This is a genomic window from Ursidibacter maritimus (genome assembly GCF_009761395.1).
Lineage (GTDB): Bacteria > Pseudomonadota > Gammaproteobacteria > Enterobacterales > Pasteurellaceae > Ursidibacter > Ursidibacter maritimus.
This window is the reverse complement of the sequence record NZ_LEKN01000034.1, coordinates 189,271-214,866: the sequence shown is the minus strand read 5'-3', so window position 1 is coordinate 214,866 and position 25,596 is coordinate 189,271. Positions and strand designations below refer to the sequence as shown.

General features: G+C 36.9%; 32 protein-coding genes and 2 tRNA genes. 21 read left to right on the top strand and 13 right to left on the bottom strand.

Annotated features, from left to right (window positions below; all coding sequences use genetic code 11):
- Nucleotides 1-5 precede the first annotated feature (5 nt).
- From glgX to efeO, 6 genes are all read right to left on the bottom strand, one after another.
- Nucleotides 6-1,988 carry a glycogen debranching protein GlgX gene (gene glgX, locus A1D26_RS06915; protein WP_157403316.1) on the bottom strand — a complete coding sequence of 661 codons (1,983 nt, stop codon included), beginning with the start codon at nt 1,986-1,988 and terminating at the stop codon, nt 6-8.
- A gap of 4 nt (nt 1,989-1,992) precedes the next feature.
- Entirely contained in the window at nt 1,993-4,266 is a 2,274-nt protein-coding gene (gene glgB, locus A1D26_RS06910) for a 1,4-alpha-glucan branching protein GlgB (RefSeq protein ID WP_394370201.1), read from the bottom strand.
- A 252-nt stretch (nt 4,267-4,518) separates the two neighbouring features.
- Nucleotides 4,519-6,546, bottom strand: a complete 2,028-nt coding sequence (locus A1D26_RS06905) for a BCCT family transporter (protein WP_157403315.1) — start codon at nt 6,544-6,546, stop codon at nt 4,519-4,521.
- 134 nt (nt 6,547-6,680) lie between these two features.
- A complete protein-coding gene (locus A1D26_RS06900; RefSeq protein WP_157403314.1) occupies nt 6,681-8,402 on the bottom strand; it encodes an FTR1 family iron permease in 1,722 nt (573 codons plus the stop codon).
- Nucleotides 8,359-9,558, bottom strand: a complete 1,200-nt coding sequence (gene efeB / locus A1D26_RS06895) for an iron uptake transporter deferrochelatase/peroxidase subunit (RefSeq protein WP_157403313.1) — start codon at nt 9,556-9,558, stop codon at nt 8,359-8,361. Before efeB ends, A1D26_RS06900 begins: the two co-directional genes overlap by 44 nt.
- A gap of 9 nt (nt 9,559-9,567) precedes the next feature.
- Nucleotides 9,568-10,380 (bottom strand): iron uptake system protein EfeO, encoded by an 813-nt coding sequence (gene efeO / locus A1D26_RS06890; protein ID WP_157403312.1) that lies wholly within the window; start codon nt 10,378-10,380, stop codon nt 9,568-9,570.
- A gap of 221 nt (nt 10,381-10,601) precedes the next feature.
- Here efeO and A1D26_RS06885 point away from each other — a divergent pair.
- Both A1D26_RS06885 and A1D26_RS06880 read left to right on the top strand, forming a co-directional pair.
- A tRNA-Gly gene (locus tag A1D26_RS06885) sits at nt 10,602-10,677 on the top strand.
- 4 nt (nt 10,678-10,681) lie between these two features.
- A tRNA-Cys gene (locus tag A1D26_RS06880) sits at nt 10,682-10,755 on the top strand.
- Nucleotides 10,756-10,898: 143 nt separating this feature from the next.
- On the opposite strand, the gene A1D26_RS06875 is transcribed toward A1D26_RS06880, so the two are convergent.
- Nucleotides 10,899-11,120 carry a hypothetical protein gene (locus A1D26_RS06875; protein ID WP_157403311.1) on the bottom strand — a complete coding sequence of 74 codons (222 nt, stop codon included), beginning with the start codon at nt 11,118-11,120 and terminating at the stop codon, nt 10,899-10,901.
- 221 nt (nt 11,121-11,341) lie between these two features.
- Between A1D26_RS06875 and A1D26_RS09775 the strand changes: the two genes are divergently transcribed.
- The gene (locus tag A1D26_RS09775) at nt 11,342-11,635 is read left to right on the top strand and encodes a MuF-C-terminal domain-containing protein (RefSeq protein WP_198303129.1); all 294 of its coding nucleotides are present in this window, start codon (nt 11,342-11,344) and stop codon (nt 11,633-11,635) included.
- Here A1D26_RS09775 and A1D26_RS06870 read toward each other — a convergent pair.
- Nucleotides 11,579-11,752 carry a hypothetical protein gene (locus A1D26_RS06870; RefSeq protein WP_157403310.1) on the bottom strand — a complete coding sequence of 58 codons (174 nt, stop codon included), beginning with the start codon at nt 11,750-11,752 and terminating at the stop codon, nt 11,579-11,581. The two genes, A1D26_RS09775 and A1D26_RS06870, sit on opposite strands and share 57 nt — an antisense overlap.
- Nucleotides 11,753-11,930: 178 nt before the next feature.
- On the opposite strand from A1D26_RS06870, the gene A1D26_RS09585 reads away from it, so the two are divergent.
- Entirely contained in the window at nt 11,931-12,401 is a 471-nt protein-coding gene (locus tag A1D26_RS09585; RefSeq protein ID WP_269777910.1) for an LPD3 domain-containing protein, read from the top strand.
- Between the two features lie 47 nt (nt 12,402-12,448).
- Nucleotides 12,449-12,781: a hypothetical protein gene (locus A1D26_RS06860; RefSeq protein WP_157403309.1), complete on the top strand. Its 333-nt coding sequence runs from the start codon at nt 12,449-12,451 to the stop codon at nt 12,779-12,781.
- A 14-nt stretch (nt 12,782-12,795) separates the two neighbouring features.
- Here the strand turns inward: A1D26_RS06860 and A1D26_RS06855 are convergent, their stop codons facing one another.
- The 3 genes from A1D26_RS06855 to A1D26_RS09580 form a co-directional block, all read right to left on the bottom strand.
- The gene (locus A1D26_RS06855; protein ID WP_198303125.1) at nt 12,796-13,164 is read right to left on the bottom strand and encodes a tyrosine-type recombinase/integrase; all 369 of its coding nucleotides are present in this window, start codon (nt 13,162-13,164) and stop codon (nt 12,796-12,798) included.
- Entirely contained in the window at nt 13,130-13,345 is a 216-nt protein-coding gene (locus A1D26_RS06850) for a hypothetical protein (protein WP_157403307.1), read from the bottom strand. The genes A1D26_RS06855 and A1D26_RS06850 overlap by 35 nt, the downstream gene beginning before the upstream one ends.
- A gap of 109 nt (nt 13,346-13,454) precedes the next feature.
- On the bottom strand, nt 13,455-13,655 hold the full coding sequence (locus A1D26_RS09580; protein WP_198303143.1) for a hypothetical protein: 201 nt from the start codon (nt 13,653-13,655) through the stop codon (nt 13,455-13,457).
- 158 nt (nt 13,656-13,813) lie between these two features.
- Here A1D26_RS09580 and A1D26_RS09575 point away from each other — a divergent pair, with 158 nt between their 5' ends.
- The 13 genes from A1D26_RS09575 to A1D26_RS06790 all read left to right on the top strand — a co-directional run bounded on the left by A1D26_RS09575 (nt 13,814) and on the right by A1D26_RS06790 (nt 19,257).
- Nucleotides 13,814-13,975, top strand: a complete 162-nt coding sequence (locus tag A1D26_RS09575; RefSeq protein ID WP_198303117.1) for a hypothetical protein — start codon at nt 13,814-13,816, stop codon at nt 13,973-13,975.
- Complete coding sequence (locus tag A1D26_RS09570) at nt 13,965-14,180, top strand: hypothetical protein (protein ID WP_198303115.1); 216 nt, start codon at nt 13,965-13,967, stop codon at nt 14,178-14,180. The genes A1D26_RS09575 and A1D26_RS09570 overlap by 11 nt, the downstream gene beginning before the upstream one ends.
- A gap of 56 nt (nt 14,181-14,236) precedes the next feature.
- The gene (locus tag A1D26_RS06840; protein ID WP_157403306.1) at nt 14,237-14,416 is read left to right on the top strand and encodes a hypothetical protein; all 180 of its coding nucleotides are present in this window, start codon (nt 14,237-14,239) and stop codon (nt 14,414-14,416) included.
- A 195-nt stretch (nt 14,417-14,611) separates the two neighbouring features.
- Nucleotides 14,612-14,872, top strand: coding sequence for a MuF-C-terminal domain-containing protein (locus tag A1D26_RS06835; RefSeq protein WP_157403305.1), 261 nt, complete (start codon nt 14,612-14,614; stop codon nt 14,870-14,872).
- A gap of 253 nt (nt 14,873-15,125) precedes the next feature.
- On the top strand, nt 15,126-15,323 hold the full coding sequence (locus A1D26_RS06830) for a hypothetical protein (RefSeq protein ID WP_157403304.1): 198 nt from the start codon (nt 15,126-15,128) through the stop codon (nt 15,321-15,323).
- Nucleotides 15,324-15,644: 321 nt separating this feature from the next.
- Complete coding sequence (locus A1D26_RS06825; RefSeq protein WP_157403303.1) at nt 15,645-15,833, top strand: hypothetical protein; 189 nt, start codon at nt 15,645-15,647, stop codon at nt 15,831-15,833.
- A 122-nt stretch (nt 15,834-15,955) separates the two neighbouring features.
- Nucleotides 15,956-16,300: a hypothetical protein gene (locus A1D26_RS06820; protein WP_157403302.1), complete on the top strand. Its 345-nt coding sequence runs from the start codon at nt 15,956-15,958 to the stop codon at nt 16,298-16,300.
- A gap of 44 nt (nt 16,301-16,344) precedes the next feature.
- Nucleotides 16,345-16,902 carry a hypothetical protein gene (locus A1D26_RS06815; RefSeq protein ID WP_157403301.1) on the top strand — a complete coding sequence of 186 codons (558 nt, stop codon included), beginning with the start codon at nt 16,345-16,347 and terminating at the stop codon, nt 16,900-16,902.
- A gap of 20 nt (nt 16,903-16,922) precedes the next feature.
- Nucleotides 16,923-17,372, top strand: coding sequence for a hypothetical protein (locus tag A1D26_RS06810; RefSeq protein WP_157403300.1), 450 nt, complete (start codon nt 16,923-16,925; stop codon nt 17,370-17,372).
- Nucleotides 17,373-17,504: 132 nt separating this feature from the next.
- A complete protein-coding gene (locus tag A1D26_RS06805) occupies nt 17,505-17,642 on the top strand; it encodes a hypothetical protein (RefSeq protein ID WP_157403299.1) in 138 nt (45 codons plus the stop codon).
- A 14-nt stretch (nt 17,643-17,656) separates the two neighbouring features.
- A complete protein-coding gene (locus A1D26_RS06800) occupies nt 17,657-17,794 on the top strand; it encodes a hypothetical protein (protein ID WP_157403298.1) in 138 nt (45 codons plus the stop codon).
- Nucleotides 17,791-17,949 (top strand): hypothetical protein, encoded by a 159-nt coding sequence (locus A1D26_RS06795; RefSeq protein WP_157403297.1) that lies wholly within the window; start codon nt 17,791-17,793, stop codon nt 17,947-17,949. Before A1D26_RS06800 ends, A1D26_RS06795 begins: the two co-directional genes overlap by 4 nt.
- Nucleotides 17,950-18,735: 786 nt before the next feature.
- Complete coding sequence (locus tag A1D26_RS06790; RefSeq protein WP_157403296.1) at nt 18,736-19,257, top strand: hypothetical protein; 522 nt, start codon at nt 18,736-18,738, stop codon at nt 19,255-19,257.
- A 243-nt stretch (nt 19,258-19,500) separates the two neighbouring features.
- On the opposite strand, the gene ispA is transcribed toward A1D26_RS06790, so the two are convergent.
- Entirely contained in the window at nt 19,501-20,394 is an 894-nt protein-coding gene (gene ispA / locus A1D26_RS06785) for a (2E,6E)-farnesyl diphosphate synthase (protein ID WP_157403295.1), read from the bottom strand.
- Nucleotides 20,394-20,618 carry an exodeoxyribonuclease VII small subunit gene (gene xseB / locus A1D26_RS06780; RefSeq protein ID WP_157403294.1) on the bottom strand — a complete coding sequence of 75 codons (225 nt, stop codon included), beginning with the start codon at nt 20,616-20,618 and terminating at the stop codon, nt 20,394-20,396. Before xseB ends, ispA begins: the two co-directional genes overlap by 1 nt.
- A gap of 123 nt (nt 20,619-20,741) precedes the next feature.
- On the opposite strand from xseB, the gene A1D26_RS06775 reads away from it, so the two are divergent.
- From A1D26_RS06775 to uvrB, 3 genes are all read left to right on the top strand, one after another.
- Complete coding sequence (locus A1D26_RS06775; protein ID WP_157403293.1) at nt 20,742-21,530, top strand: MOSC domain-containing protein; 789 nt, start codon at nt 20,742-20,744, stop codon at nt 21,528-21,530.
- 9 nt (nt 21,531-21,539) lie between these two features.
- A complete protein-coding gene (locus A1D26_RS06770) occupies nt 21,540-23,471 on the top strand; it encodes an LTA synthase family protein (protein WP_157403292.1) in 1,932 nt (643 codons plus the stop codon).
- 111 nt (nt 23,472-23,582) lie between these two features.
- Nucleotides 23,583-25,595, top strand: a complete 2,013-nt coding sequence (gene uvrB / locus A1D26_RS06765) for an excinuclease ABC subunit UvrB (RefSeq protein WP_157403291.1) — start codon at nt 23,583-23,585, stop codon at nt 25,593-25,595.
- Nucleotide 25,596 lies beyond the last annotated feature (1 nt).

Sequence of the window (25,596 nt, the reverse complement as noted above, 5' to 3'; positions counted from 1 at the left end):
GAATTTTAAATAATCCTTTGAAGTACGCATACTCCTAAATCATTGAGAGTAACCGCTTGCGTATCAGTCATCAGAGTTGCCTTTTCTAGACCTAAAAGGGCTTGCCATTGTCCTTCAGGGAGTAAAAATTGTTGCGTTTTTTGTGTAGCGTTAATCAAAATTAGCCATTCATTTTCAAGCAAGATCATTAAAGATCGAATAGTTTCATCGTGCCATTCATTAGGTGAAATAGGGTTGCTATTTTTATTCAGCCATTGAACTGTGTCAGTTGTCCACCACTGATTGTGTGAAAGTAGTGGAATTTGTTTACGTAGTTGAATGACTTCTGCGACATAGTCAATTAAGGATTGGTCTGCCTTTTGCCAATCAATCCAAGTGATTGGGTTATCTTGGCAATAACTATTATTGTTACCTTGTTGGCTATGACCCAACTCATCACCAGCCAGTATCATCGGAGTACCTGCAGAGAGTAGAAGTGTAGTTAATAAAGCTCTACGGGCAGCATCTCGTTTAGCTAAGATGTTAAGATCATTTGTTTCACCTTCAACCCCATAATTATTACTTAGGTTATGATTATGGCCATCTCGGTTATTTTCGCCATTTGCGTGGTTGTGTTTTTGGTTGTAGCTGACTAAATCTTGTAAGTTAAAGCCATCGTGAGCAGTAATAAAATTGATACTGCTATTCGGTAAGCGGTTATGTCCAAAAATATCATCACTTCCCGCAAATTTGCGAGCAAATGAACTTAACTGACCGCTTGTGGTTAAGAAAAATTGACGCATTTCATCGCGATAACGATCATTCCATTCGGCAAAAGGTTTTGGGAATCTACCTAATTGATAGCCATTGGAGCCAATATCCCAAGGTTCTGCAATCATTTTGATATTCGCCAACGTTGAATTACTCGCTATGGCAGAGAAAAAAGCTGCTCTATCTGAAAAATCTGGCGTTCTACCTAACATCGCACCTAAATCGAAACGAAAGCCATCAACTTGGCATTCAGTTACCCAATAGCTTAAACAGTCAATCACCCAACGTAAAACGCTCATTTCACTATTGGCATTTAATGCATTACCACATCCGCTCCAGTTGTGGTAATCACCATCTTCATTTAGCCAGTAGTAGGCACTATTATCAATACCGCGTAGTGATAGCATTGGACCATCTTTACCTGCTTCAGCAGTGTGATTGAACACAACGTCTAAAATGACTTCAATATTCGCTTGGTGCAAGGTTTTGACGAGCGTTTTAAATTCATTTAATGGGTTTTGTTTATCAAAAGCTAACACAGGATCAACAGCAAAATGACCAATAACGTTATATCCCCAATAGTTTGATAAACCGATCTTTTGTAAATGGGGTTCATCAATGTGGTAGGTTATCGGCAATAATTCCACAGCTGTAATACCCAAGCGTTTTAAGTGTGAAATGGAGCTTGGGTGTGCCATTCCAGCAAATGTTCCCGATATTTCGGTAGGAATATCAGGGTTAAGTTTACTGAAACCTTTTACCTGTGTTTCGTAAATAATGGTTTCAGCCCAAGGTGTCATTGGTGGACGGCTATTTTGCCAATCAAAATTAGCATCAACTACAATGGATTTTGGCGCAAGATGTGCGTTATCTCGTTCATCATTCCATAGAAACCATTTTCCTTTTTCTTCACTACTTAAATCAGGGGTACCAATAATTTTTTTTGCATAAGGATCGAGTAATAGTTTGTTTGGGTTAAATAAATTACCTACTGTTTCATCTGTTTCGCCATAGACTCGAAAGCCATATTCACAGCCAGCTGTTTCATCTACTACAAAGAGATGCCAAATATCATCACTTTTTACCATTGGTAAGCGCATTTCACCTTGCTCTTTAAACAAGCAAAGTTCAATAGCGGTGGCTTTGCGTGAAAAAATTGCAAAATTAACCCCTTGCTTACCTTGGAATTCGGTTATTTGGCTGCCTAATGGAAAGGTTCTCCCTGTAAGATACTGCATATCACTATTTACCTTTGGTTTTCTTTGTTTTTCGTACTACTGTTTTTTGTGTGTTTTGTTTTGCCTTATTCGACTTAATACAAGGCTCACAAACAATAAATAGTGTAGAAAGTGGCGGTAGGGTTAAGTTGATCGAATAAGGTTTATTATGCGAAGGTAACTCTTCACAAGCGATCGAACCAAAGTTGCCAACATTACTTCCCATATAATAAACAGAGTCAGAGTTTAAGATTTCTTTATATTCCGCGAGCTGATTGACACCCATGCGATAATTTTCACGAACAACAGGGGTAAAATTGCTGACCACAATAACACTATTGCCATTTTTTGCTTTTCGTTCAAAAGCAAACACAGAGCGTTCAGCATCATCAACAACTAACCACTCAAAGCCATCAGGGGAATAATCTAATTCATAAAGAGCAGGCGTTTTTGTGTAAAGATGATTGAGGTCTCGTACCCAACTTAGCATACCTTTGTGCCAACCACCGCCTTCTTCTCCAAGTAAGAACCAATCTAGGCTTTCTTGGAAATTCCATTCACGACCTTGTGCAAATTCGTTGCCCATAAACAGTAATTTTTTACCGGGGTAGCCCCACATATAGCCGTAATAAGCACGCAAATTCGCAAATTGCTGCCAACAATCCCCTGGCATTTTACCCAACATTGAATATTTACCATGAACCACTTCATCGTGTGAAAGCGGGAGCATAAACTTCTCGCTATATTGGTACATCATTCCGAATGTCATCAAATTGTGATGGTATTTACGATAGATAGGATCGGTACTCATATAACGTAATGTATCGTTCATCCAACCCATATTCCATTTATAATCAAAGCCTAAACCATTCTCTTTGACGCAATGAGTAACACCAGCAAATGATGTAGATTCTTCGGCAATGGTTGCACTACCAAGATTTTCAGCTTGTAACATAGCATTTGTTTTACGCAGAAAATCGATGGCTTCTAGGTTTTCACGTCCGCCGTATTTATTCGGAATCCATTCGCCGTCTTTTCGTGAATAATCCCGATAAATCATTGAAGCAACAGCATCGACCCTTAGTGCATCAATGCCAAAACGTTCAACCCAATAGAGTGCATTTCCTGATAAATAATTTTGTACTTCGTGACGACCATAATTAAAGATTAAGGTATTCCAATCTTGGTGATAGCCTTCTTTCGGATCAGAATGTTCATAGAGGTGTGTACCATCAAAATAGGCTAGCCCGTGTTCATCGGTAGGAAAGTGTCCAACAACCCAATCTAAAATAACATTTATCCCTGCTTCGTGAGCTTTACTGATAAGATGATGTAAGCCTTCAGGTGAACCAAATCGGCTTGTTGGCGCGTAAAGCCCTGTAGGTTGGTATCCCCAAGAGCCATCAAATGGAAATTCTGATATTGGTAATAATTCAATATGGGTAAATCCCATCTCTTTAACATAAGGAATAAGTTCATCGGCAATTTCTTGGTAATTTAGCCAAAAATTATTTTCTAAATTACGTCGCCATGAACCTAAATGAACCTCGTAAATGGAAATAGGTTGGTCAGGTTCATTTGCTTTACGGCGTTGTTCATTGGGCTCAACTTTAGCGGGTAAGCCTGTTGCAACGGATGCAGTATCAGGACGGAATTGCGAAAAGAAAGCGTAAGGATCCGATTTCAAACGAATTTTGCCATCCCGATCTAAAATCTCAAATTTATACAGTGTGCCTTTTTTAGCGTTCGGGATAAAAATATCCCAAATACCGCTATTGCTGTGATAACGCATCGGATGGCGACGACCATCCCAAAAATTGAAATCGCCTACTACCGATACCCGTTTGGCATTTGGTGCCCAAACACTAAAATGGATACCCCCCACTTCATTTTGTGTGACTAAATGTGCGCCGAGTTTTTCATAAGGACGGGTGTGTGACCCTTCAGACAATAACCAACTATCAAAATCAGAAAAATGGGATTGGAAACGGTAAGGATCTTCAATATCAAGAGTAATATGAGCATATTCAACGAGTAAGCGGTAGGATAAGTCTGTTTTTTTACCGCTTAATTCCACAGCAAAAAAATCACGTTCATCTATTTTTTGCATTTGAACGATAGGATTGGCTTGCTCGTCAATAACGGTTACAGTTAAGGCTTCGGGTAAATAGGCTCGAATAATGACACCTTTAGTAACCGCGTGAATACCTAAAAAAGCGAAAGGATCTTTGCATAGACCTAAAGAGATTTGCTCAATAAAAAGAGCATCTTTATCAGATAAGTTAATCATTTTTTTCATTTGCTCTCCTTAGCTGTAGGCAAAATGTAGAAAAAGTCGATAAAACTATGGCTTGGACTGTATCAAAAACAAGTTTACAAAACAATAGTAAACTTTGAATTAGATCACAAATTGGGAAGATAAATATTTAGAATGAAATCAAAAGGTTATTTTAGTAAAAGGAAGATATTGTTTGATACATTATAAAAGTGTAAAGAATAACAGTTATATTCTTTACACTTTGATTTAAATAATTTAGACAGAGATTATAAATTATTCTGCAATTTCAGTCTGTTCGTGAGCCATTAGCTCTTGACCAATATCTTCTAATAAAGATAGATAGCGTTCATACTGTTTGAGAATATCAGCAATTAGCTCATCACGAGTCATATATTGCACATCATATCCGTCCCTACCATCAAAGAAATAAGCAAGAGGTTGATACGTTTTACTATATTGAATGTGAGGTAGTTTCTGGTCATTAATCAGTTGTTCAGACGTTTCATAGCTCACAGATTTAATACCATACATAAAATTACGCATTGACTCTTTTTTTATGATGAACTCAATGCTTGGTTCATCATCTTGTAAATTTTCGACTAGTTCTACATTTAAATTATGTACGTTAGTCAATTCTTGGCGGAGTTCTCGCATAGCTGGTAACGCAGTTTGTTTGAGAAATTTAAGAATATCTTTCTCTTGTGTTTGAACAAGCATTTGATTAAGTCTTTCTCTCCATTTATCACCACGCCAAAAGATACTTGTTGGAGTAACTTTAGTATCAAAATATTTTTTATCTGCAATGATACCTTTCAATAAGCTCACACACATCAAACAAATCAGCATAGCAAAGGGAAGCGCTACGATCAGAGTCATTGTTTGTAAACTACTTAAACCACCCGAATACATTAAAACAATCGCAATTGAAGAGATAACTACTCCCCATAAAATGGTTTGCCAACGTGGTGTTTGCATACTCTTATCGCGTGATGCAATATTATTGAGTACATAAATTCCCGAGTCTGCTGAAGTGATGAAAAATAGTGCAATAATAATTAGCGCAATAAAGCCAGTAATCGTAGGCAGCGGTAAAAATTCTAAAAATTGAAAGAGCAGTTTTTCTGGGGAAGAAATGATTGCTTGCAATTTTCCGCTTCCAATGTGATTTTCGATCCAAATTGCACTGTTACCGAAAACCGTAAACCACAATATGCTAAATAGTGTTGGTATGATCAATACGCCAAAAATAAATTCTCGAATGGTTCTGCCTTTTGATATTCGTGCAATAAATAAACCAACAAAAGGAGCCCAAGAACACCACCAAGCCCAATATAAAATTGTCCAACCAGTGAAAAAACTATTGTTCTCTGTATCATAAGTATAGGCTTTAAAACCTAACTGCAGTACATTACTTAGATAAGTACCTAAATTATCACTAAATGATGAAAGTAAATATAGGGTAGGTCCAGCTATCAATACAAAGAGCATTAAACTAAAAGCTAAACCTAGGTTAAGTTCACTTAGTCTTTTTACGCCTTTTCCGACACCAGTTATTGCAGAGAAAACAGCTAATCCCATTACAACAGCAATAATAACAAGTTGTACTGAGAAATTATTTTCAGTAACCCAGCCTAATTGAGTAATACCCGCACCAAGTTGAGATGCCCCAAATCCAAGCGTTGTAATTAAACCAAAGAGTGTTGAGATTAAGGCAACAATATCAATGATATCTCCAACTTTTCCATTGATACGCTCTTTAAATAAGGGATAAAAGCAAGAACGTAGTGAGAGTGGTAACTTATAGCGGAATCCAAAATAAGCTAACGCTAGTGCAATTACGCCATAAACAGCCCAAGCGTGTATGCCCCAATGGAAGACAGTATGCATAAGCGCTTGTTGTTGTCTTTGTTCTAAGCTACCGCTAGTAATGGATGAAAAATAGTGTGTTAAGGGTTCCGCGACGCCAAAAAACATAAGCCCTACGCCCATTCCCGCAGCAAATAGCATTGCTAACCAAGAAAAGAATGAAAACTCAGGTTCATCTTCGTTTGCACCTAATTTTATATTACCAAAATGGCTAACAGATAGGGCAATCAGGAAACATAAGAAAACAGAAAATGACAAAATATAAAACCAACTAAAGTTATCGAATACCGATATTTTTATGCTTTCAAGCATCGTGTTGATTTGAGAGGGGAAAAATAGTGTAGTTAAGATCAGTAATGTAACAAAGAGTAATGTTGTTGATATAACAAAAAGATTAAATGTAGTTCGCTCTTGAATAAATTTAAAAAATAACAAAATATCCTTTCTCCATACAGTAAAAGAATATCATTATATCATTAATGAATGATTTTATCAATTTATAGTTCTTTATGTTATAAGCTCTCTTTAAAGAGGATTAAAGAGAGCTAAGATCTTGGAATGAAAGCGGTTTAATTCTTAAAGAATTTCGCAACAATCGGTATAAGAGCAAGATAGACAAGCTGTGCAATAACCCCTTGCCAAGAGGCATAAAAACCAATTTCAGGTATGCTACTCAGGTTATCAACAACACTTCTTGGGATAACTTGCGTAAGTTGTAAAGCGTGTATACTTACCCCTAAAATTTTAAATCCTAGCCCGTAGATAAGTAGTGTCATTGCTTTAAATAGATGGTGTATAGACAGTTTTTTAGATGAAAATGCCATTATAAACGCGATGAATACCAATAATGCAACGGCTAGTATCAAGCCTAAAATGAGATCTTGCGTGCTAATAAGCGGTAGCATTCCTGCATAGAATAAAATTGTTTCTGCTCCTTCTCTGAATACGGATAAGAAACTCAAAGTGAGCATAGAAACTAAACTGCCAGTTGCTAGTGCTTGATTAACCTGCTTATTCACAAATTGTTGCCAACCTTGAATAGATGATTTGCGATGTAGCCAAGCCCCAACAAATAACATCATCAGAACTGCAAATACACCAACTACACCTTCTAAAATTTCTCGGTTCGTACCAGCAGAAATCGCAGGGAAGAGTAGATGTAATGCCGTTGCTCCTGCAATACTGGCCATTAGTCCTAAACCTGCACCAGCATAAACCCAGCGTTTAGCAGTTGGTTGATTAGCGACATTTAAGGTGGTAAGCAATGCCATAATAATGAGTAAGGCTTCTAATCCTTCTCGTAATAAAATGAGCATTGCATCAATCGCCGTATAATGTTTAGCGGTATCAAGCTGTTTCATCTCTGAGATAAGCTGTTGAAAATGCTTTAAATTATCTGTGGTGTTGCCTTTTACCATAACGAGCGGCAAATCACTTTCGATTCTAGTATAGAGCGTACTGTTACGAGTACGGACATCTCCTTCGAAAATTGCCCATTGTTGAATAAAGAGAGTGATATCCGCTTTTGCTTGTTCAGATTGGTTATTCTCAAAAGCTTGATAGCTCTTTTCTAACAGCTGAATACCTTCCGCTAATGTTTGTGGAGCATTAGCTAAGTTTGATACTTGTGGTTGAAGGGTATTACCTTGTTTAAAGTCATTTAAAGATTGTCCTAATGCCATCGCCTGTTTTTGCATTTCTGCAAAGTTTGTCGGCTCAGAAAGCATTGCAATGCGTAGTAATGTCATTGCTGTTTCTATCTGCCCGTAGTGTCCTAAACTAGTTTCCCGAACGACTTTTTCATTTGCAGTCCAAGTGCTATTGAACCGCTTAAAGATAATTTTAGCTTCGGTTAAATCCTGCTCTGAAACCGCTTTGGCTAATTGTTGATAAACAGGCAATACACGTTTAGCGAATTGTTGTCGTTTTTGGTTGTAATCTACGGGATTTTGTTCTTTTTCAAAGACATAAAGAGCTTTTGAAAGCTGCTCAAAGGTGGTTAAACTCGGTTGGGTAATTGCAAAAGAAATTGCAGAACTGACCGCTTGTCCAGCATTTGATTGATGAGTTGGGAGCGTTTCAAACTCCTGTTTTAAAGCGGTAAGATGCGATTGAGATTTTGCAATTTCACCTTGTTTTACTTCAGCCATTGCATCGGAAAGATGCACAAAAAGATGGCTGGTTTCTACTTTTGCATAAGCACAAACGCTCAGCGTAATGCTGAGCGTAAAAAGTGCAATAAGGTGGTTAAATTTGGTCAAATAATGCTTTGCCCAAGTAATCATTTTCATCTTTTACCCCTGCAAAACAAGCAAATAAACCACTGCCGATGTGAGTGATATATTCGTTCATTTTGTCTATATTGCCTAAACTGTTTTGGATCGTGATAAATTGAGCAGGATCTTTTTGGAATGAAATAAAAAGTAGCCCAGCATCAAATTGCCCTGTTTTAGGATCAACACCACTCGCATAAGAGAAAGAACGGCGAAGTATTTTTAAGCCTGTTTTCTTCGCAAGATGAAGATGCGAAATTTCAGGAATAACAACATTGCCTTTTTCATCTTTTTTCTCTAAATCAACAGCATCAAACTCTTTTTTCTCACCTAATGGGGCACCTGAATCACGATGGCGACCAAAGGTTTCTTCTTGTCCATTCAAATTCGTTCTATCCCACGTTTCTAAGTGCATTTGAATGCGGCGAGCAACCAAATAGGAACCATTTTTGAGCCAATCATTTTCACTGCACCATACCGTTTCGTTCAATGCTTCACCTTGTGGATTACCTGTGCCATCTTTAAAGCCAAATAAGTTACGAGGGGTATCACCATTTTCAAAGGAATTAAAACCTGATTGACTCCAACGCATTGTAATTTTAGAACGAGCAACTCGGACTAAATTGCGCACTGCGTGAAAAGCGATTTGAGGATCATCTGCACAGGCTTGGATACAAATATCGCCGCCGCTGTAATGTTCTTTTAATTGGTCGCGAGGGAAGTGGGGAAGAGTATTTAATGCTTTCGGTTTTAACTTGGTAATGCCTAATTTTTCAAAGAAAGTTGGGCTAATGCCAAAGGTTAAAGTTAGATTATGTGGATTTAAACCGTCTGCTTCACCAGTGTCGATTGTTGGAACATAAGCATTCGAGCCATAGTTTTTTACATTTTTTCCTGATGTTAAATTGGCACTATATTCTGTCCACGTTTTGAACATATCTTTGATTTCTTTAATATCATGGGTATGTAAATCCAATACCATAAAATAGATCTGCTTTTGTGCTGGACTGGCAATACCTTGTTGATGTGTACCAAAAAATGGATAGAGATTTTTAATTTGTGACGGAACTCGCGGTTCTAAAGCATAGGTAGTGCCAGCCATTAGACTGGCACTGATTAAAGTTGCTTGTTTTAAGAAATCACGACGAGCATTTTGACTATGTTGATCGCTCATAATAATTCCTTATTTCTCAAGTAATACACCCATTTGAGCAAGGGGTTCACCTAATTTATTTACAGCTTCTGCAAGAGCTTTGATTTCTTTATCAGATAATTTGTCGTAATCAACGTAATCATAGCTGCCTTTTGCTTGGTTATGTTTATCTAGTAATCCATTCACTTCAGCAAAACGAGTAGCAATTTCTTGAGATAATTTTGCATCTTTTTTATCTAATTTTTCTTTAAATAATTCATAGATTTTTTCAGCCCCTTCAATGTTTGCTTTAAAATCGTAAAGGTCTGTTTTGGAGTAAATTTCTTCTTCACCTGTTACTTTTGTGGTTGAAACTTCATTCAGTAAATCCACAGCACCAGTAATCATTAATTCTGGTGTTACTTCAGCTGTTGGAATTTTTGCATGTAGTTCTTTGACATCTTTTAATAACTGTTCTGCAGTTTCTTCGGTTCCCTTAGTAGTGTTTTTCTCCCAAAGAACTTGCTCTATTTTATGGAATCCAGACCAATCTTTTTCAGTTTTACCTTCTTCCGCTAAGTCAGCCAAACGAGCATCAATACGAGGATCTAAATCACCAAAACTTTCTGCAATAGGTTCTGAGCGTTCAAAATACATACGTGCAAGTGGGTAGATCTGTTTTGCTTTTTGCAACTCTCCAGCTTTTAAATAATTCACAAATTTTTCTGTGTCTGAAACCAAATTATCAATTTGAGCAACAACAAAATTTTTGTATGCTTCTGTTTCTTTGGATAAATCAGTTGCATTAGCTTGGGGTGTTAAAAAAAGAGTAGAGATAGCAAACGCTAACGATTTTAAACGCATAATAGGCTCCTTGAATTACATTGAGATAAATTATACAAACAAGAGATGTTCTTATTCATTGGTGATTATCCGCCTTTTTATTCAATTCGCAAATAAATTCATCAAAAAACAACAATAACGAACTTTTTTTCATCAATCGAAATGAACAGTGGATTTATGATTTGACACTTCATTAAAAATTCGTAGAATACGAGATGTCTTAACGACTTACCAAATCAAATGCGGGAATAGCTCAGTTGGTAGAGCACGACCTTGCCAAGGTCGGGGTCGCGAGTTCGAGCCTCGTTTCCCGCTCCATTTTGGCGTGTTAGCAAAGCGGTTATGCACTGGATTGCAAATCCATGTAGATCGGTTCGACTCCGGTACACGCCTCCATATTTTAATTCTAATTAGTCCAATCAATCCAAAATGATTTAAAAATCCAGTAACTCCAACGTTTTAGCGTAAAATAGCAGTCCGAAATAGTCCTAAAAAATCCAGTTTTTTTAGTGAGTATTTTTGTGGGGTGTTTTAAGGAGTTATATTATGCCAAAAGTGATTAAACCTCTATATCCTAACTCAAATAATTGTTTAAATTCCTTTTTCGGATAAATATCTTCACCCTCATCAAGCACAATGGTCAATTCAAATCTCACACTTGGGTAATCAGCATTCTGCTCCATTACTACAGGATTACTGCATTTTAAATATGGCTCTGTAGGCTCACTGTCGGTAATGGATTTTTTATAGCATTTATCCATATCCAACTTTTTTCGTAAATACTGCTCAAGTTTTTTAATTCTTGGTGCAGTTTGTCCGTTAGGCTTTGCTGTGAATCGCTAAAGATGCGGTAACGTTGGCGTAATTGCTCGTGAAAGGACATTCTTTTCTACTGAATAGGCGGTTATTTTAGCTGATTTCTATAAACTTTCTAGCACTATATTAACGTACTCTTCAAAGGCTTTGTCGCCACTGGTTGCTAGTGGTTTTATTACTTGCCCTAGCTTGCAAGTGGTTACACATTAATAAAAAACAAGGCTATAACCTAGTTAATAAAGTAGCAAGTGTTTATGGCAAGGATAATGCTGAAATTAAATTCCAAGGATGGAAAAATGACGGATTGCTCCGTTGGGAGAAAAACAAAAGCCAATCAGTGCTTACATCCGCCGGGCTCCAATCGCCCATGGAAAAGTCAAAGATTGGCTCAAGTGGGGTTAATTTAAACAATTCTCAACAAACTGTCAATAACCAAAAACAGCCAAAATCCAACCGCTAACACAAGCACAAATGAAACACCATATAACTTTGCTGAAGAAGTTGTTGCATTCGATTCCAACCAAATCAAGTCAGCCACAGACAACAATGGTGCGTTTAACCCGAATAACAATGACATTCGCTTTAGCCGTCGTGCTAAATCTGAAAGTTTTGAGAAACTACGCCAAGCGGAGAGTATCAAGATTTCGGGTAAAGATATTGAGCCTAGCACCGATTTACGAGAGTACAAACGCAATGCGTTAAACTACGGGAAAACCTTGCGTGGAACTTATGTGAATAAGGATACGTGACGAGCCATCAATTTAGGGCGTAATGGTGTGCAAGAAGTTTTGCGACACGACTATAAAGCCCCTGATCATCTTCAAAGTATTGCAACTATTCCGCAGATTATTGAAAATGCAATTTATATTGATACTCGACCTAATGAAGAGCAAGCGAAGAACCCTGATATTCAAGAATATGAATACTATCTTGCTGGTTTAAATATCGGTGGTGATGATTATACGGTCAGAGCGGTAGTAGGTGTTTCCACCACTGGAGACAAATACTATGATCATAAATTAACGGAGATCGAAAAAGGTGACTTGTTAGAAATGACCTCTCGCGTATCAACTGCGGCGATTTCTAACTCATCACCTGAAATCAATGATAAGCGCTTATTGCAAATTTTGCAAGATGAAAGTTTAGACAATGATATTCGCTATTCTACTGCTAAAAAATACAAGATAAAAAATCTGACATTTCCATTAATGAAGATCATAGATTAGGTAATTCATATATTTCCATTTACAGAGGAGATACACTTAGAGATATTTTGAATAATTCACCTTTATTTAATCGCTATCCTGAATTTTCAGAAATAAACGTAGAAACTGAGAAATCTTCATCTACTGTAGAATATAATGAAACCAGTAATACGATCAAAGTTCGAAACTTTGCAACACAAAGCGATTTCAAATCGGTAGTTTCTAATGTGTTGCAAAATAAAATTAACAATATGCCTATTGTTAATGTTGCGACAGCTGATTTAAATCAGCAAACATATGAACAGGACAAAGCAAATGGTTTAACTAGCCTAAGCTATGAAGAGTATATATGTAATTTTGAAAACTCACAAAAGTTCACAAGAACCGACATAACAAAATAAAAATAGTATGTGCTTTAGTTGGTGATTATTTTAGATTGAACCAACCCGCAATCTTCTAAATATTTGCCCCAAAGGTTCATTACGGGGATACGTTGATTGAGGTAATTGTGACAATTATAGGTTTCTTCTAAATCGTCATCAATTTTGTGGGCCAGTACGGTTTCAGCAGTATTTTTCTCAATGCCTATTTCAGCTAGATATGTTCGAATTATTGAACGGATGCTGTGAGAAGTAAGCACTTTATAATAACCATTTCGTTTTAAGGCTGCATTTACTGTCTCGCTACTCATTGGCTCGGTGGAGATTTTTAAATGAGGGAAGACGAATTTTGATTGCTCACTGAGTTTTTTAGCAGCTTCCAATATCCGCTTTACATCTACCATACTCTATTGAATAAAATGTATTGCCATCGATCATAAAACCAATAAAAATATGAGATTTACTTCCACTATCGTCTATGCCATAAAGAAGAATTTCATCTGACAGTTCCCCATAATATTCGTGTGGCACAGTATTAGGCAATTCATATTCTACGCTAATCCAGCCGTTGTTTTGTTTAGTCATTGTTCAAAACCTCTTGCTTAACCCAAACGCCATTAATCATTTTGCCTTTGCGGTCTTTGATTTGGTTGTAGGCAAAGCGAATGTAGCTGACAATATCAATCTCTTTAGCTCAGCAGTAACGCATTAAATTGTATAAAATCATATTGACCATTTCTGGATTTACATCATCTTCGTGTTTACTTACATCTGATGATTGGCATTCGATGTATTTGTTGGCTTGTAAGGCATTTTCAATTTGTGAAAAATCAATTATGCTCTTCTCATCAAGAGGATCAAAAACTGCAAGAGGTACATCTTCTCCGTTAATCATCCTTATAATTTCCTCTGGGCTTTCGTAAATAATGAACTCTTTACTCTCTTGGTATGGGTTTTGATGATTATGTAACCTTGATTTTAGAGAATGTTTAAAATTCTGATTAATCCTACCGCTTATAGGCGTATAATGTGCTTATCTATAAAGGGGAATTTATGAAAAGAACACTTACCGCATTATTATTCTCTTTACTAACATTACCATTAATGGCAAAGCCTGTAAAAAATGAAGATCAAGCTATATCTATGGTAATAAAATCGGTGCAGAAAAATAAGTTATTATCCGTGCCTATAGAGTGTGTTTTTTATGGGACATAAATCAGAGAATGATTTTCCTTATTACAGTATAAGCGTCTACGAGAAACATAATGAGCAATGTGGCGGAGATCCCGAAACAACGCATCGTTTGATGAGTTATGAAGTAGATAAAAAAACAGGAAAGATGCGTTCTGATGCAATGGCTTTGTCTGAGCGTGCAGGGGATGTTTGGGATGGAAGTGGGAAAATGTATCCTATTAAATAACTAGTTGAATGATATAGCCTGTTAGATTTCTAACTGGCTTTTTTATTGGAGCCAATATGTCAAAAAGACCTTTTGAAGAAAGAAAGCAAGATTATTTAACAGAACGTGAAGATCGCATTGACAAGCCTGTAATTGCAGCATTCCATGTAAAAGGAAAAGGTAATATTCTTGAATTTATTAATCTAGAGAGTACTTATGGAAGAAATGTTAGTCAAATCAACGAGGACTTAAAATAAGTATTATATTGAAACAAAACAAAAGGTTATCCTATTTAATAATAGAGCGGGGTTTCAGTTACCAAATGTCATTCTTAACAAGGATAACCTTTCTAAAGCCAATACTAAAACTGAAGCTGATTTAACTCAATACCAAGATGAAAGTTTTGATAATAAAGAGCACTTCAAATCCAGCTACAGCTACAGGCAATAACAGTGACTTTTCCTGGAGAGCTTAATAATCCAGTTGTGGTATTCAAAAATACTAAAGACAAGCCTAATTCTTATGTTGTTTTAACAGAATTAGTGGTTAAAGGAAATGAGGGAGTGATTGCCGCATTACATGTAGATGAACAAAATGGGTTAGTTTTCCATAAATTAGCGAGTGAGTATGGGAAAGATGGCACAAGAGCCTATTTGGAGAATATGATTGAAAAAGCCGAAGTGCATTTTGTAGATAATGCAAAAAGCCCGTAAGTTTCAAGACACGCTCCAATTGCCGGCTCCTGAAACTCTAAACGAGCTTTTCAATAAGGCAAGTGTAGTAAAAGATCATGAGAGTGTCAATCAAGATTTTTACATAAAGCAAAAGCCCAACAAGTTCTGAATACCCAGAGCCTTCAATTAGGGTGGGATTTCACATCAGAAGTTGAGCTTTCTGCTAGGAATAATAAAACTGAAACCAGCCTAAAGTCAATACCAATATGGAAGTTATGATAATAAGGGATGTTTGAAATCAACCACAGACAACAACGGTGCCTTTGACCCGAATAATCCTGTGGCAGTGTTTAGATCTAGCACAAAGGCTGATGCATATGTTGTTTTAACTGAATTGATGGAAGTTGATGCAAGAAGTGTGTATGGACCTGGAGATAATCAATTATCTAAGGCATTCAGAGATGATTTACTTTATATGTCAGAAGAGTGAACTGTTCTAGGTACTACACCTGAATCATTAATTCAGGTAGGCCTTGATGATTTATCGATGTTTATGAATAAAAAAGATTGGCAAAATTAAAAATGAACATTCTGAAATGACGGTTGGTTTATCAAAAAAATGCCTAGAGAGCTTAATAATCCTATTACGGTAAAGGTAAACCTAATTCTTATTTTTTAAGAGGCTTAGTATTTATAAGGATACGAGAGTGTGATTGCTGCACTGCACACAGAGAAAGAACTGGTGGACTGATATTTCATAAATTAGCCCAGTGCTTACGGAAAAGATGGTACAAGGGCTTATTTAGAGAATATGGTTGAAAAATCAGATGTACTATTTGTAGATAAACAAAAAGCAAGTCGTATCAACTCTAAGCTCCAATTGCTGGCAGAAGATACTATTGACTTGCTTTTCAATAGGGCAAGTGTAGTAAAAGATGACGACAGTGTCAATGAAGATTACTTTATTGCTATAAAGAAAAAGGCAGTCAAAGTTTCTTGATAACTTCGCGCTCTCGGCAGAAAGTGATTTTAACCTTTCTGCACTGCGTTCTTCGTTATCAGATAACGACCACCTTCCTGGTAACCATACTACAGCAGAAATTGGCCTAAGTCAATATCAAGATGAAAGTAATAAAATACCAAACAGAACGCATTGAAAATCTCGCTCAGTCGCAAACTTTGTTGGCTGAGCTTTTTACTTATGTGGGCGAGCATTACGATCAAACCGCCCAACTTCGTCCAGAATGGCAACACTTTTTTCAAATATGGGCAGGGAAGACTCCTTACACAAAAATCAAAGTGTTCACAGCTAGAGATGAACAAAACCAAATTCAATGGTGTGTAATGGCACTACTTATCGAAAATCCGCTATTTGTAACCAAACTATTTATTCATCGTTTCATCAATCTAACAAATAACGATGGTGATTTTGATGATTATGTAACCTTAATACTAGATAATCTCTAATTAAATTTCTATAATTGTATAGCATATTTAACAGGAGAATAACGATGTTAGTTATACAATTAGTGAAAAAACAACTAACTGCCTTGCTCATATCCTTGTTTGCTTGTTCGGCTTTTGCAGAAAACATCGATCAAGAAGGAAGAAAGTGGGTTACTGCGAGTGATTTATCAACGATAAAGTCATCTTCTCCTAAAGCATTAGACATCAAAAAAATCTTTAAACAGTTTATTATTCAGGACAACAATATCAATAAATGTTTATTTCCTGAAATTTATCAATCCAATGATCGTGGTTCAGAAATCATAGATAAATGGTGGAATGATATAGAAAATGAAGGAAGATTAAAACGTTCGCATTATTTGAAATTAAAAATGCGACTGGCACAAAAAATAATGCCTGCAAATTTAGCAGAAGATTATCTGTTTAATGGATTATCACCTGAGTGGCAAAAACAGTTTGATCAAGCTGAAAAACGATACGCCAAAATAGTCAGTATTAAATCAATGGATGAATGTAGAATAATTGGGAAATATGCAACCGATTTAGTTGAAGAATATGATGAAACTAACCAAAAATGGCGGAAGTCTTTCATAAATCCCTAAGATACCCAGGAGAAAATGTTATGAAAAAACTTGGAATAGTGCTTCTTTTTGGAACTCTTTTTACAACTGCAGTAGCTAAAGAACATTCGATTAGCATGGATAAGGTAAGAAATTACATTATCAAAAGTAATAACATCGCAATGTGTTACTTTCCTGATATTTGGTTTGCAAAGTCTGAGGAAGAACGTCAACAAATATTAGAACGTTGGCAAAGTAACGATGCGGAGAAGCATTTATTATCGGTGTATCAATCTCTACACTATCCGTTATTAATAGATAGTTTTGGGATGGAAAATGCTAGCGCTATTTTTGAAAATCAAAAAGACTTAACGCCTTATTTGAATAAACTTTCTCAGAAAGAGAAAAATAGAGTAACAGTAAAAACGGAGAAAGATTGCAAAAAATTATGGAAAGAAGTTGAACGGTTAATTATTTCTTATCCAACAATGCCATTTGCAGAAGGCGAATAAATTTTTCTAAAATCGAACCCGTTGTAGTTGAACTGGCAACGGGTTCGATTTTAGACTTTAGATAATGTCTAAAATTCTGATTAATCCTACCGCTTATAGGCGTATAATGTGCTTATCTACAAAGGGGGATTTATGAAAAGAACACTTACTGCATTATTATTGTCTTTATTAACATTACCATTAATGGCAAAGCCTGTAAAAAATGAAGATCAAGCTATATCTATGGTAATGAAGTCGGTTCAAAAAATAAGTTATTGCTTATACCGATAAAATGTGTGTTTTTTATGGCTCATAAAGCAGAGGATACATTTCCCTATTACAGCATAAGCGTTTATGAGAAACATAATGAGCAATGCGGCGGTGTTCCAGAAACAACGCATCGTTTGATGAGTTATGAAGTAGATAAAAAACAGGGCAAATGAAAACAGATGCCATAGTTACTACTTGTTATATCAACAAAGTGGGTAATCAGCCACATCATTGCCGTGGCGAGGTACGCGAATATATGGTACCTATTGAGCCGATTTCGCCAGTGATTATTTATGATCCGCCTAGAGAGTTTAATAAAACCAAATAATTTGGGGGTGAAGTAGATTAGCAGTTATGTTAGTATATGAAAATTAAGATAACCCATTGTAAAATAAAGAAATATATAAAAGCTGCTTGAATTTTTTGTAGTAGGAATGGTGAGCGTTATTACGATCACAAACTTACGCCTATAAACAAAAAAGAGCTACTTTCCTTATCCTACCGCGTATCAACTGAGAGACTCTCGGAAAACAACTCGTTTTCCGAAATCGATGAAAAAAGCTCCTTGCCAGAATTGACGGCTTCCGTTCAAGATGAACGAACTCTCGTCGGGCTTCAAGGAGCTAATGTTCAAAGTTTAATCCAAGACATTTGAGATTTCAATAGTCAAAATGAAAGTTTAGACAATGAAATTCCTTATTCAAAGGCAAACCGTTCAACGTACCAACAGCGAAAGCAAATAGTGAAACGGAATTAACCTTTGAGCAGTATAACCATGATATTCGTTTTAGCCGTCGTGCTGAATCCGAAAGTTTTGAGAAACTACGCTAAGCGGAGAGTATCAAAATCTTGAGTAAAGATATTGAGCCTAGCACCGATTTACGATACTACAAACGCAATGCGTTAAAATACGGTAAAACCTTGCGTGGTAGGATACAGAGCAGGAGATTGAATTAGGCGTAAAAGGGGTTAAGGACGTGCTACTATAAAGACCCAGATAATCTTCAAAGTATCTCTGCAATTCCACAGATTATTGAAGAGACCATTTATATTGATATCATTCCAAATGAGGATTTAGCAAAAAATCCGAGTATTAAAGAATACGATTATTATATTGCAGGCTTTAAATATTGGTGGATATGATTATACTGTTCGTGTTGCAGTCGGTGTGGCTGAAAATGGAGACTGTTATTACTATCACAAGTTATCAGAAATTGAACAAGTCGAGTTACTTTCTTACGTACATCGGATAACAAATCTGATACCTGGGAAAGATAACTCGCCTAATAAAAGCAAGTTATTATCAATTGCCCAGAGGATAACAAATCCAAGGATTGATAATTCACCGCTTTTATCTGAAATCGATGATAAACGCTTATTGCAAATTTTGCAAGATAATCCGACTGAAAATTCAGAGATCGACATTCGCTACTCACGCAAACAATCCGTACTGGAACAAGCTAAAAGCGGTAAATCTATTGCCAAGGAAACTTTGTGGGAGCAAATCAAAAATTTAGATTTGGAAACCTACAAGGTGTTATATAAACGTAGTTCATTAAAGCTCCACGAAAATTTAGCCGATAGCCGTAAGCCTGTGATCGACTTTATCCACAGTTGGAAGGATATTGGGGGATAATGTGAAACAACGAGTTATTCAGCCAATGCAAAAAGCCGAGATTGTGCGCGAGGTAGAGTGGGAAAGTTTGAAAAAATTTATGTGGTTTTATTTGGGTATATTTATTTAATTTATAATGAGTTACCTTATTTTAATAGACTAACATAACTGTAAATCTACTTCAGTTTAAAATAATATCCTAGTTTATAAGAAGATAAGCTCTTTTTACTTATCTTCAATTAACAAATCTCAAATCTCAACTTTTCAACTCTCACGCTTAACGATAAAAGATGCCAATTCAGCTAGAGCAGTGGTATCAAATGGGAGTTGGGCTAAAGATAAAAGAGCAGCTTGATAAAGATCTTCAGCTTTTTGTCTTGCTCCATCTAAACCAAGTAGTTTAGGGTAGGTACTTTTGTTTAAAACTTGATCTGCACCTACGGTTTTTCCTATTTTTTCACTTTGTCCGATAACATCTAAAATATCATCTTGTACTTGAAATGCTAAACCAATAGCTTGGGCGTAGTGTGTTAAGTGTTGTTTAATTTGTTGGTCATTCACATATTTTGATAAATTAAATCCCATTAGAACAGATGCTAAAATTAAAGCTCCTGTTTTATTACGGTGGATTAGCTCCAATTCACTCAGTGAAACACTTTTATTTTCAGATAACAGATCCAAACTTTGCCCCAAACACATTCCTTTTGCTCCAGATGAGTTTGCAAGCAGTTGAATTTGTAGGATTTTTTGTTTTTCCGAAATGGTAGTATCTTGACTTAATAGTTCAAAAGCAAAGGTTTGCAAAGCATCGCCTGCTAAAATAGCAGTTGCTTCATCAAATGCAATGTGGCAAGTCGGTTTACCACGACGAAGAGTATCATTATCCATTGCGGGCAAATCATCGTGAACTAGCGAATAAGCGTGAATAGCTTCCATTGCTCCTGCCGAATGATCGAGTTGTTCTAATGGAACACCTAACATTTTTCCCGTCGTATAAATTAAAAATGGTCGAACTCGTTTTCCACCAAGTAACACAGCATAAGACATTGCATCAATAAGCGGTGAGTTAAAATTATCATATTGCGTTAATTGGGTTGCAAGAAAATCATTAACACGTTGCTGGCATTGCGTAAGCTCGTGAGAAAGTTGATATGTCATTATTGATAATCCACCAATTCACTGTCTTGATCTTTTTTTAATAGAATTTGAATACGTTGTTCTGCTTTTTGTAAGCGTTCTTGCCCTTGTTGAACCAGTTTAATAGCGGTTTCAAACTCAGTTAGGGCTTCTTCAAGAGGAAGATCGCCTGATTCTAAACGACCGACAATTTCTTCCAGCTCTTTAAGTGTTGTCTCAAAATCTTGGGTTGGTTTCTTTGCCACGATAGTTTCCTTAGTTTTAATGATAATAGAGAATAGCAAGCGGTTATTTTACTTTAGAAATTTGTAAAAGTGGAAAATTTCGCAAATTTCCGCTATTGTGCCACTTTCAAAAAGGAGAAGAATGTGAAAGTCACACAATTAAATATATATCCAATCAAATCGTCAAAGGCTTATGTTGTAGAGCAAGCTTTTGTGCATCCGCAAGGTTTGAATTTTGACCGAGAATTTATGATTACCGAACCTGACGGTACATTTATTACAGCGCGTAAAGAAAAAGTACTCTATCAACTATCCGCTTTTCCATTTTCAACAGGCATTGTAATGCGTGCAGATAATGGGGAACAATGTATCGTGCATTATCGTGATTTTGTTAAAAGTGCTGATAGCGAAGTTTGGGGAACACACTTTTCGTCTTGGATTGCTCATTATTCTGTGAATGAATGGTTGAGCGGTTTGTTTGGGCGAGAAGTGCAACTTCGTTGGCTTGGTGAGAAAAGTCAACGCCAAGTGGCAAATTTTGAACCTCATCCAATGAGCTTTGCAGATAACAATCCTATTTTGTTAGTTTCACAACAATCTTTAAAGCAAGTGCAAGAATGGTCGCCTGTCCCTGTTACAATGGAACAGTTTCGTGGCAATATTGTCATAGATGGCGAGTTAGCTTTTGAAGAAGAACAGTGGAAACGCATTCAAATCGGCGATGTGATATTGCGTTTTGCTGAATGTTGTACTCGTTGTATTTTGATTACTCGTAATTTAGATACTTTAGAGTTAGATCCTAAAGCTGAACCATTTAGAACACTTAAACAGCACCATACGAATGAAAAAGGCAAACCATTATTTGGTATTCATCTATTACCCGAAAATAGTGGTGTTATTCGTGTTGGTGATACCATTACTTTATTAGACTAAGGTCTGTATATGCAAAAAAAACGCTCCATTTTATTCCCAATATTCTTCTTTATTGGTCTTAATTTAATCATTTTCACCTTATCTCGTATCGGGCTGTCTCTTTGGCAAGCGGAAAGAATTTCTGCTGTCGATGGATGGGTACGTTTATTCTTACAAGGGTTACGCATTGATATTGTTTCCATTTGCTATCTTTTTGGCGTGCCTGCACTTTTTAGCGTACTCTTTTTGAATAACAATATACTAGGCACTATTTGGCAGAAAATTTTACGCATTTGGCTCACTGTCGGAAGTGTCTTTATTCTGTTTATGGAAGTGGCGACCCCCGCATTTATCGAAACTTACGATTTCCGTCCAAACCGTTTATTTATTGAATATTTGCTTTACCCGAAAGAAGTTTTCTCAATGTTAGCGAATGGACATCTTGTAGCGGTATTATCTAGCCTAATTATTACTGTACTTGCGAGTGTGATTTATTGGAAGTTATCTGGTTGGGCGGTTAAAAATTTACAGCTACCAAGCTGGAAATGGCGACCAGTCATTGCCTTAGTGATTATTGCGGTTTCTTTTATCGGGGCTCGTTCCACTTTAAATCATCGTGGAATCAATCCTGCAATGGTAGCATTTTCAGGTGATCCGTTAGTGAATTCACTCGTACTTAACTCAGGTTACTCGGTGCTATATGCCGCACAGCAATTAAAAGATGAAGATAAATCATCCGAACAATACGGAAAAATGCCTGTTGATGAGATGTTGAATATTGTTAAAGCTAGTCGTGGACGTGCCGAAAGCGATTATATTTCCGCAGAATACCCAACCTTAACTCGCAATAAAGCAACTTATCAAGGTAAACCTAAAAATATCGTGATTCTATTAGAAGAAAGTTTAGGCGCACAATTTGTCGGGACTTTAGGGGGCAAACCGCTTACGCCTGAATTTGATAAATTGGCTCAAGAAGGTTGGTTATTTGAGAATTTATATGCCACAGGAACACGCTCAGTGCGTGGAATTGAAGCGGTTACCGCAGGTTTTACACCCACTCCCGCTCGTGCAACGGTAAAACTAACAAAAAGCCAGAATGGTTTCTTTACTATTGCCGATTTACTAGGTCGTCAAGGCTATCACACTTCGTTTATTTATGGCGGTGAGAAACACTTTGATAATATGGCAAGCTATTTCTACGGAAATGGTGTCCAAAAAATTATTGATGAGAAGGATTACAAAAATCCAAAATTTGTCGCCACTTGGGGAATGAGTGATGAAGACTTGTTTGATAAAGCGAATGAAACTTTTACGGAATTAGCCAAAGGTGATCAACCATTCTTTAGCTTAGTCTTTTCCTCAAGTAACCACGATCCATTTGAATTTCCAGATGGAAAAATTGAACTGTTTGATAAAGAAAAACAGACCCGTAATAATGCAGCAAAATATGCAGATTACGCCCTAGGATATTTCTTCAAATTAGCGAAACAATCAAACTATTGGAAAGATACCATTTTCTTAGTGATTGCTGATCACGATTCTCGAGTCGGTGGAGCAGAATTAGTGCCTGTTAAAAACTTCCATATTCCAGCGTTAATTTTAGGTGAAGGGATTGAAGCAAAACGTGATCCACGTTTAGTCAGCCAAATCGATATGCCGACTACATTGCTTTCATTGGCTGGCATAAGTGGTGATTACCCAATGATCGGTTATGATCTTACTCAACAGGTTGATCCAAATCGTGCCTTTATGCAATATGATCAAACCCAAGCAATGATGAAAGGGAATGATGTGATTATTCTTCAGCCAAATACGGTCGCTAAAGGTTATGAATATAATCCGCAGAACAATCAGCTTTCTGTAAAAGAACAGCCAGAAGCAATGAAAAAAGAAGCGCTAGCTCATGCATTGTTAGGTAGCTATTTGTATAATCAGCAGTTGTATAAATTACCAAAACAGTAACGTCTAAGTTATTCAAGCTTTTAACAAGCGGTGAGATTGGTAAAAAAATTTACAAATCTCACCGCTTGCTTATGATAAAATCCTACCAATTTTTCTGGGTAGGATTTTTTAATGAACAAGCAAGGCAAACCTTTTATTTTGCACTCTCCGTTTAAACCGTCAGGTGATCAACCAACCGCAATAGCGAAATTGATTGAAGGGTTGAATGATGGTTTAGCTCATCAAACATTACTGGGGGTAACAGGTTCAGGAAAAACCTTTACGATTGCTAACGTGATTGCTAACTTAAATCGCCCTGCAATGTTACTTGCTCCAAATAAAACTCTTGCCGCTCAGCTTTATGCCGAAATGAAAGCTTTTTTCCCAGAAAATGCCGTAGAGTATTTCGTTTCATATTATGACTATTATCAGCCTGAAGCTTATGTGCCGAGTAGCGACACTTTTATTGAAAAAGATGCGTCTATCAATGAACAAATCGAACAGATGCGATTGTCTGCAACAAAATCATTCCTAGAACGTAGAGATACCATTGTGGTAGCCTCTGTTTCTGCTATTTACGGTTTGGGCGATGTTGATGCTTATATGCAGATGATGTTGCATTTGCAAGTTGGGGCTATTATCGATCAACGTACGATTTTATCTCGTTTAGCGGAATTACAATACACTCGTAACGACCAAGCCTTTCAACGTTCTACCTTTCGTGTGCGTGGTGAAGTCATTGATATTTTCCCTGCCGAGTCTGACGAAATTGCGTTACGAGTAGAATTATTTGATGATGAAATTGAGAATTTAACCTTATTTGACCCGCTTACAGGGCATAGTCTAGGACGTGTGCCACGTTATACTGTTTATCCTAAAAGCCACTATGTGACACCGAGAGAGCGTATTTTAGATGCGATTGAACAGATAAAAGTGGAACTGGCTGAACGCCGAACTTATTTTATTCAAGAACATAAATTACTTGAAGAACAGCGTCTGGCTCAACGTACTCAGTTTGACATTGAAATGATGAATGAACTTGGTTATTGCTCTGGTATCGAAAACTACTCTCGCTATTTATCAGGTCGAAAAGAAGGCGATCCACCACCGACACTGTTTGATTATATGCCGAGTGATGGTTTATTGATTATTGATGAAAGCCACGTTACCGTTCCACAAATTGGCGGAATGTATCGTGGAGATAGAGCAAGAAAAGAAACCCTTGTGCAATATGGCTTTCGCTTGCCTTCCGCTTTGGATAATCGACCATTACGTTTTGAAGAATTTGAACGCTTATCTCCGCAAACTATTTATGTCTCTGCGACACCAGGCCCTTATGAATTGGAGAAAAACCCAGATGTGATCGACCAAGTGGTTCGTCCAACTGGATTATTAGACCCGATTATCGAAGTTCGTCCAGTCGCAACTCAAGTTGATGACTTGTTGTCAGAAATTCACAAACGTGTTGCCGTAGATGAACGAGTATTGGTTACTACATTAACCAAAAAAATGGCGGAAGATTTAACCGATTATCTTGATGAACACGGGGTCAGAGTACGTTATTTGCATAGTGATATTGATACGGTAGAGCGGGTAGAAATTATCCACGATTTACGAATGGGAATGTTTGATGTACTGGTTGGGATCAACTTGTTGCGAGAAGGTTTAGATATGCCAGAAGTTTCACTGGTGGCAATTCTTGATGCAGATAAAGAAGGCTTTTTACGTTCAGAACGTTCGCTAATTCAGACTATCGGACGTGCGGCCCGAAACTTAAATGGAAAGGCAATCCTCTATGGTGATCGCATTACTAATTCAATGCAGAAAGCGATTAGTGAAACGGAACGTCGCCGTGAAAAGCAAATGGAATATAACCAGCAGAACGGTATTATACCGAAAGCTTTAAATAAGAAAGTCGGCGAACTGCTCGATATTGGGCAAGCAGATAAGCCAAAACGTGGTAAAAAAGTTGCAAAAGTCGCAGAAGATCATACCGCTTACACACCAAAATCTCGTAAAGAACTGGAAAAAGAGCTGAAATCATTAGAACAGCAAATGAAAGCCTTTGCACAAAATCTTGAATTTGAAAAAGCTGCTGCGGTGAGGGATAAGATCGGGCAGTTGAAAGTTGTGTTGGAGGTGTAAG

Bases quoted from the DNA above. Each gene is read 5' to 3' on its own strand.
- glgX (WP_157403316.1), bottom strand. From the start codon at position 1,988: ATGCAGTATCTTACAGGGAGAACCTTTCCATTAGGCAGCCAAATAACC.
- glgB (WP_394370201.1), bottom strand. From the start codon at position 4,266: ATGAAAAAAATGATTAACTTATCTGATAAAGATGCTCTTTTTATTGAG.
- A1D26_RS06900 (WP_157403314.1), bottom strand. From the start codon at position 8,402: ATGAAAATGATTACTTGGGCAAAGCATTATTTGACCAAATTTAACCAC.
- efeB (WP_157403313.1), bottom strand. From the start codon at position 9,558: ATGAGCGATCAACATAGTCAAAATGCTCGTCGTGATTTCTTAAAACAA.
- efeO (WP_157403312.1), bottom strand. From the start codon at position 10,380: ATGCGTTTAAAATCGTTAGCGTTTGCTATCTCTACTCTTTTTTTAACA.
- A1D26_RS06875 (WP_157403311.1), bottom strand. From the start codon at position 11,120: ATGGATAAATGCTATAAAAAATCCATTACCGACAGTGAGCCTACAGAG.
- A1D26_RS06870 (WP_157403310.1), bottom strand. From the start codon at position 11,752: ATGTCATTGTTATTCGGGTTAAACGCACCATTGTTGTCTGTGGCTGAC.
- A1D26_RS06855 (WP_198303125.1), bottom strand. From the start codon at position 13,164: ATGGTAGATGTAAAGCGGATATTGGAAGCTGCTAAAAAACTCAGTGAG.
- A1D26_RS06850 (WP_157403307.1), bottom strand. From the start codon at position 13,345: ATGACTAAACAAAACAACGGCTGGATTAGCGTAGAATATGAATTGCCT.
- A1D26_RS09580 (WP_198303143.1), bottom strand. From the start codon at position 13,655: ATGATTAACGGAGAAGATGTACCTCTTGCAGTTTTTGATCCTCTTGAT.
- A1D26_RS09575 (WP_198303117.1), top strand. From the start codon at position 13,814: ATGAAAAGAACACTTACCGCATTATTATTCTCTTTACTAACATTACCA.
- A1D26_RS09570 (WP_198303115.1), top strand. From the start codon at position 13,965: ATGGGACATAAATCAGAGAATGATTTTCCTTATTACAGTATAAGCGTC.
- A1D26_RS06840 (WP_157403306.1), top strand. From the start codon at position 14,237: ATGTCAAAAAGACCTTTTGAAGAAAGAAAGCAAGATTATTTAACAGAA.
- A1D26_RS06825 (WP_157403303.1), top strand. From the start codon at position 15,645: ATGGTTGAAAAATCAGATGTACTATTTGTAGATAAACAAAAAGCAAGT.
- A1D26_RS06820 (WP_157403302.1), top strand. From the start codon at position 15,956: ATGAAAGTAATAAAATACCAAACAGAACGCATTGAAAATCTCGCTCAG.
- A1D26_RS06815 (WP_157403301.1), top strand. From the start codon at position 16,345: ATGTTAGTTATACAATTAGTGAAAAAACAACTAACTGCCTTGCTCATA.
- A1D26_RS06810 (WP_157403300.1), top strand. From the start codon at position 16,923: ATGAAAAAACTTGGAATAGTGCTTCTTTTTGGAACTCTTTTTACAACT.
- A1D26_RS06805 (WP_157403299.1), top strand. From the start codon at position 17,505: ATGAAAAGAACACTTACTGCATTATTATTGTCTTTATTAACATTACCA.
- A1D26_RS06800 (WP_157403298.1), top strand. From the start codon at position 17,657: ATGGCTCATAAAGCAGAGGATACATTTCCCTATTACAGCATAAGCGTT.
- A1D26_RS06795 (WP_157403297.1), top strand. From the start codon at position 17,791: ATGAAAACAGATGCCATAGTTACTACTTGTTATATCAACAAAGTGGGT.
- ispA (WP_157403295.1), bottom strand. From the start codon at position 20,394: ATGACATATCAACTTTCTCACGAGCTTACGCAATGCCAGCAACGTGTT.
- A1D26_RS06770 (WP_157403292.1), top strand. From the start codon at position 21,540: ATGCAAAAAAAACGCTCCATTTTATTCCCAATATTCTTCTTTATTGGT.
- uvrB (WP_157403291.1), top strand. From the start codon at position 23,583: ATGAACAAGCAAGGCAAACCTTTTATTTTGCACTCTCCGTTTAAACCG.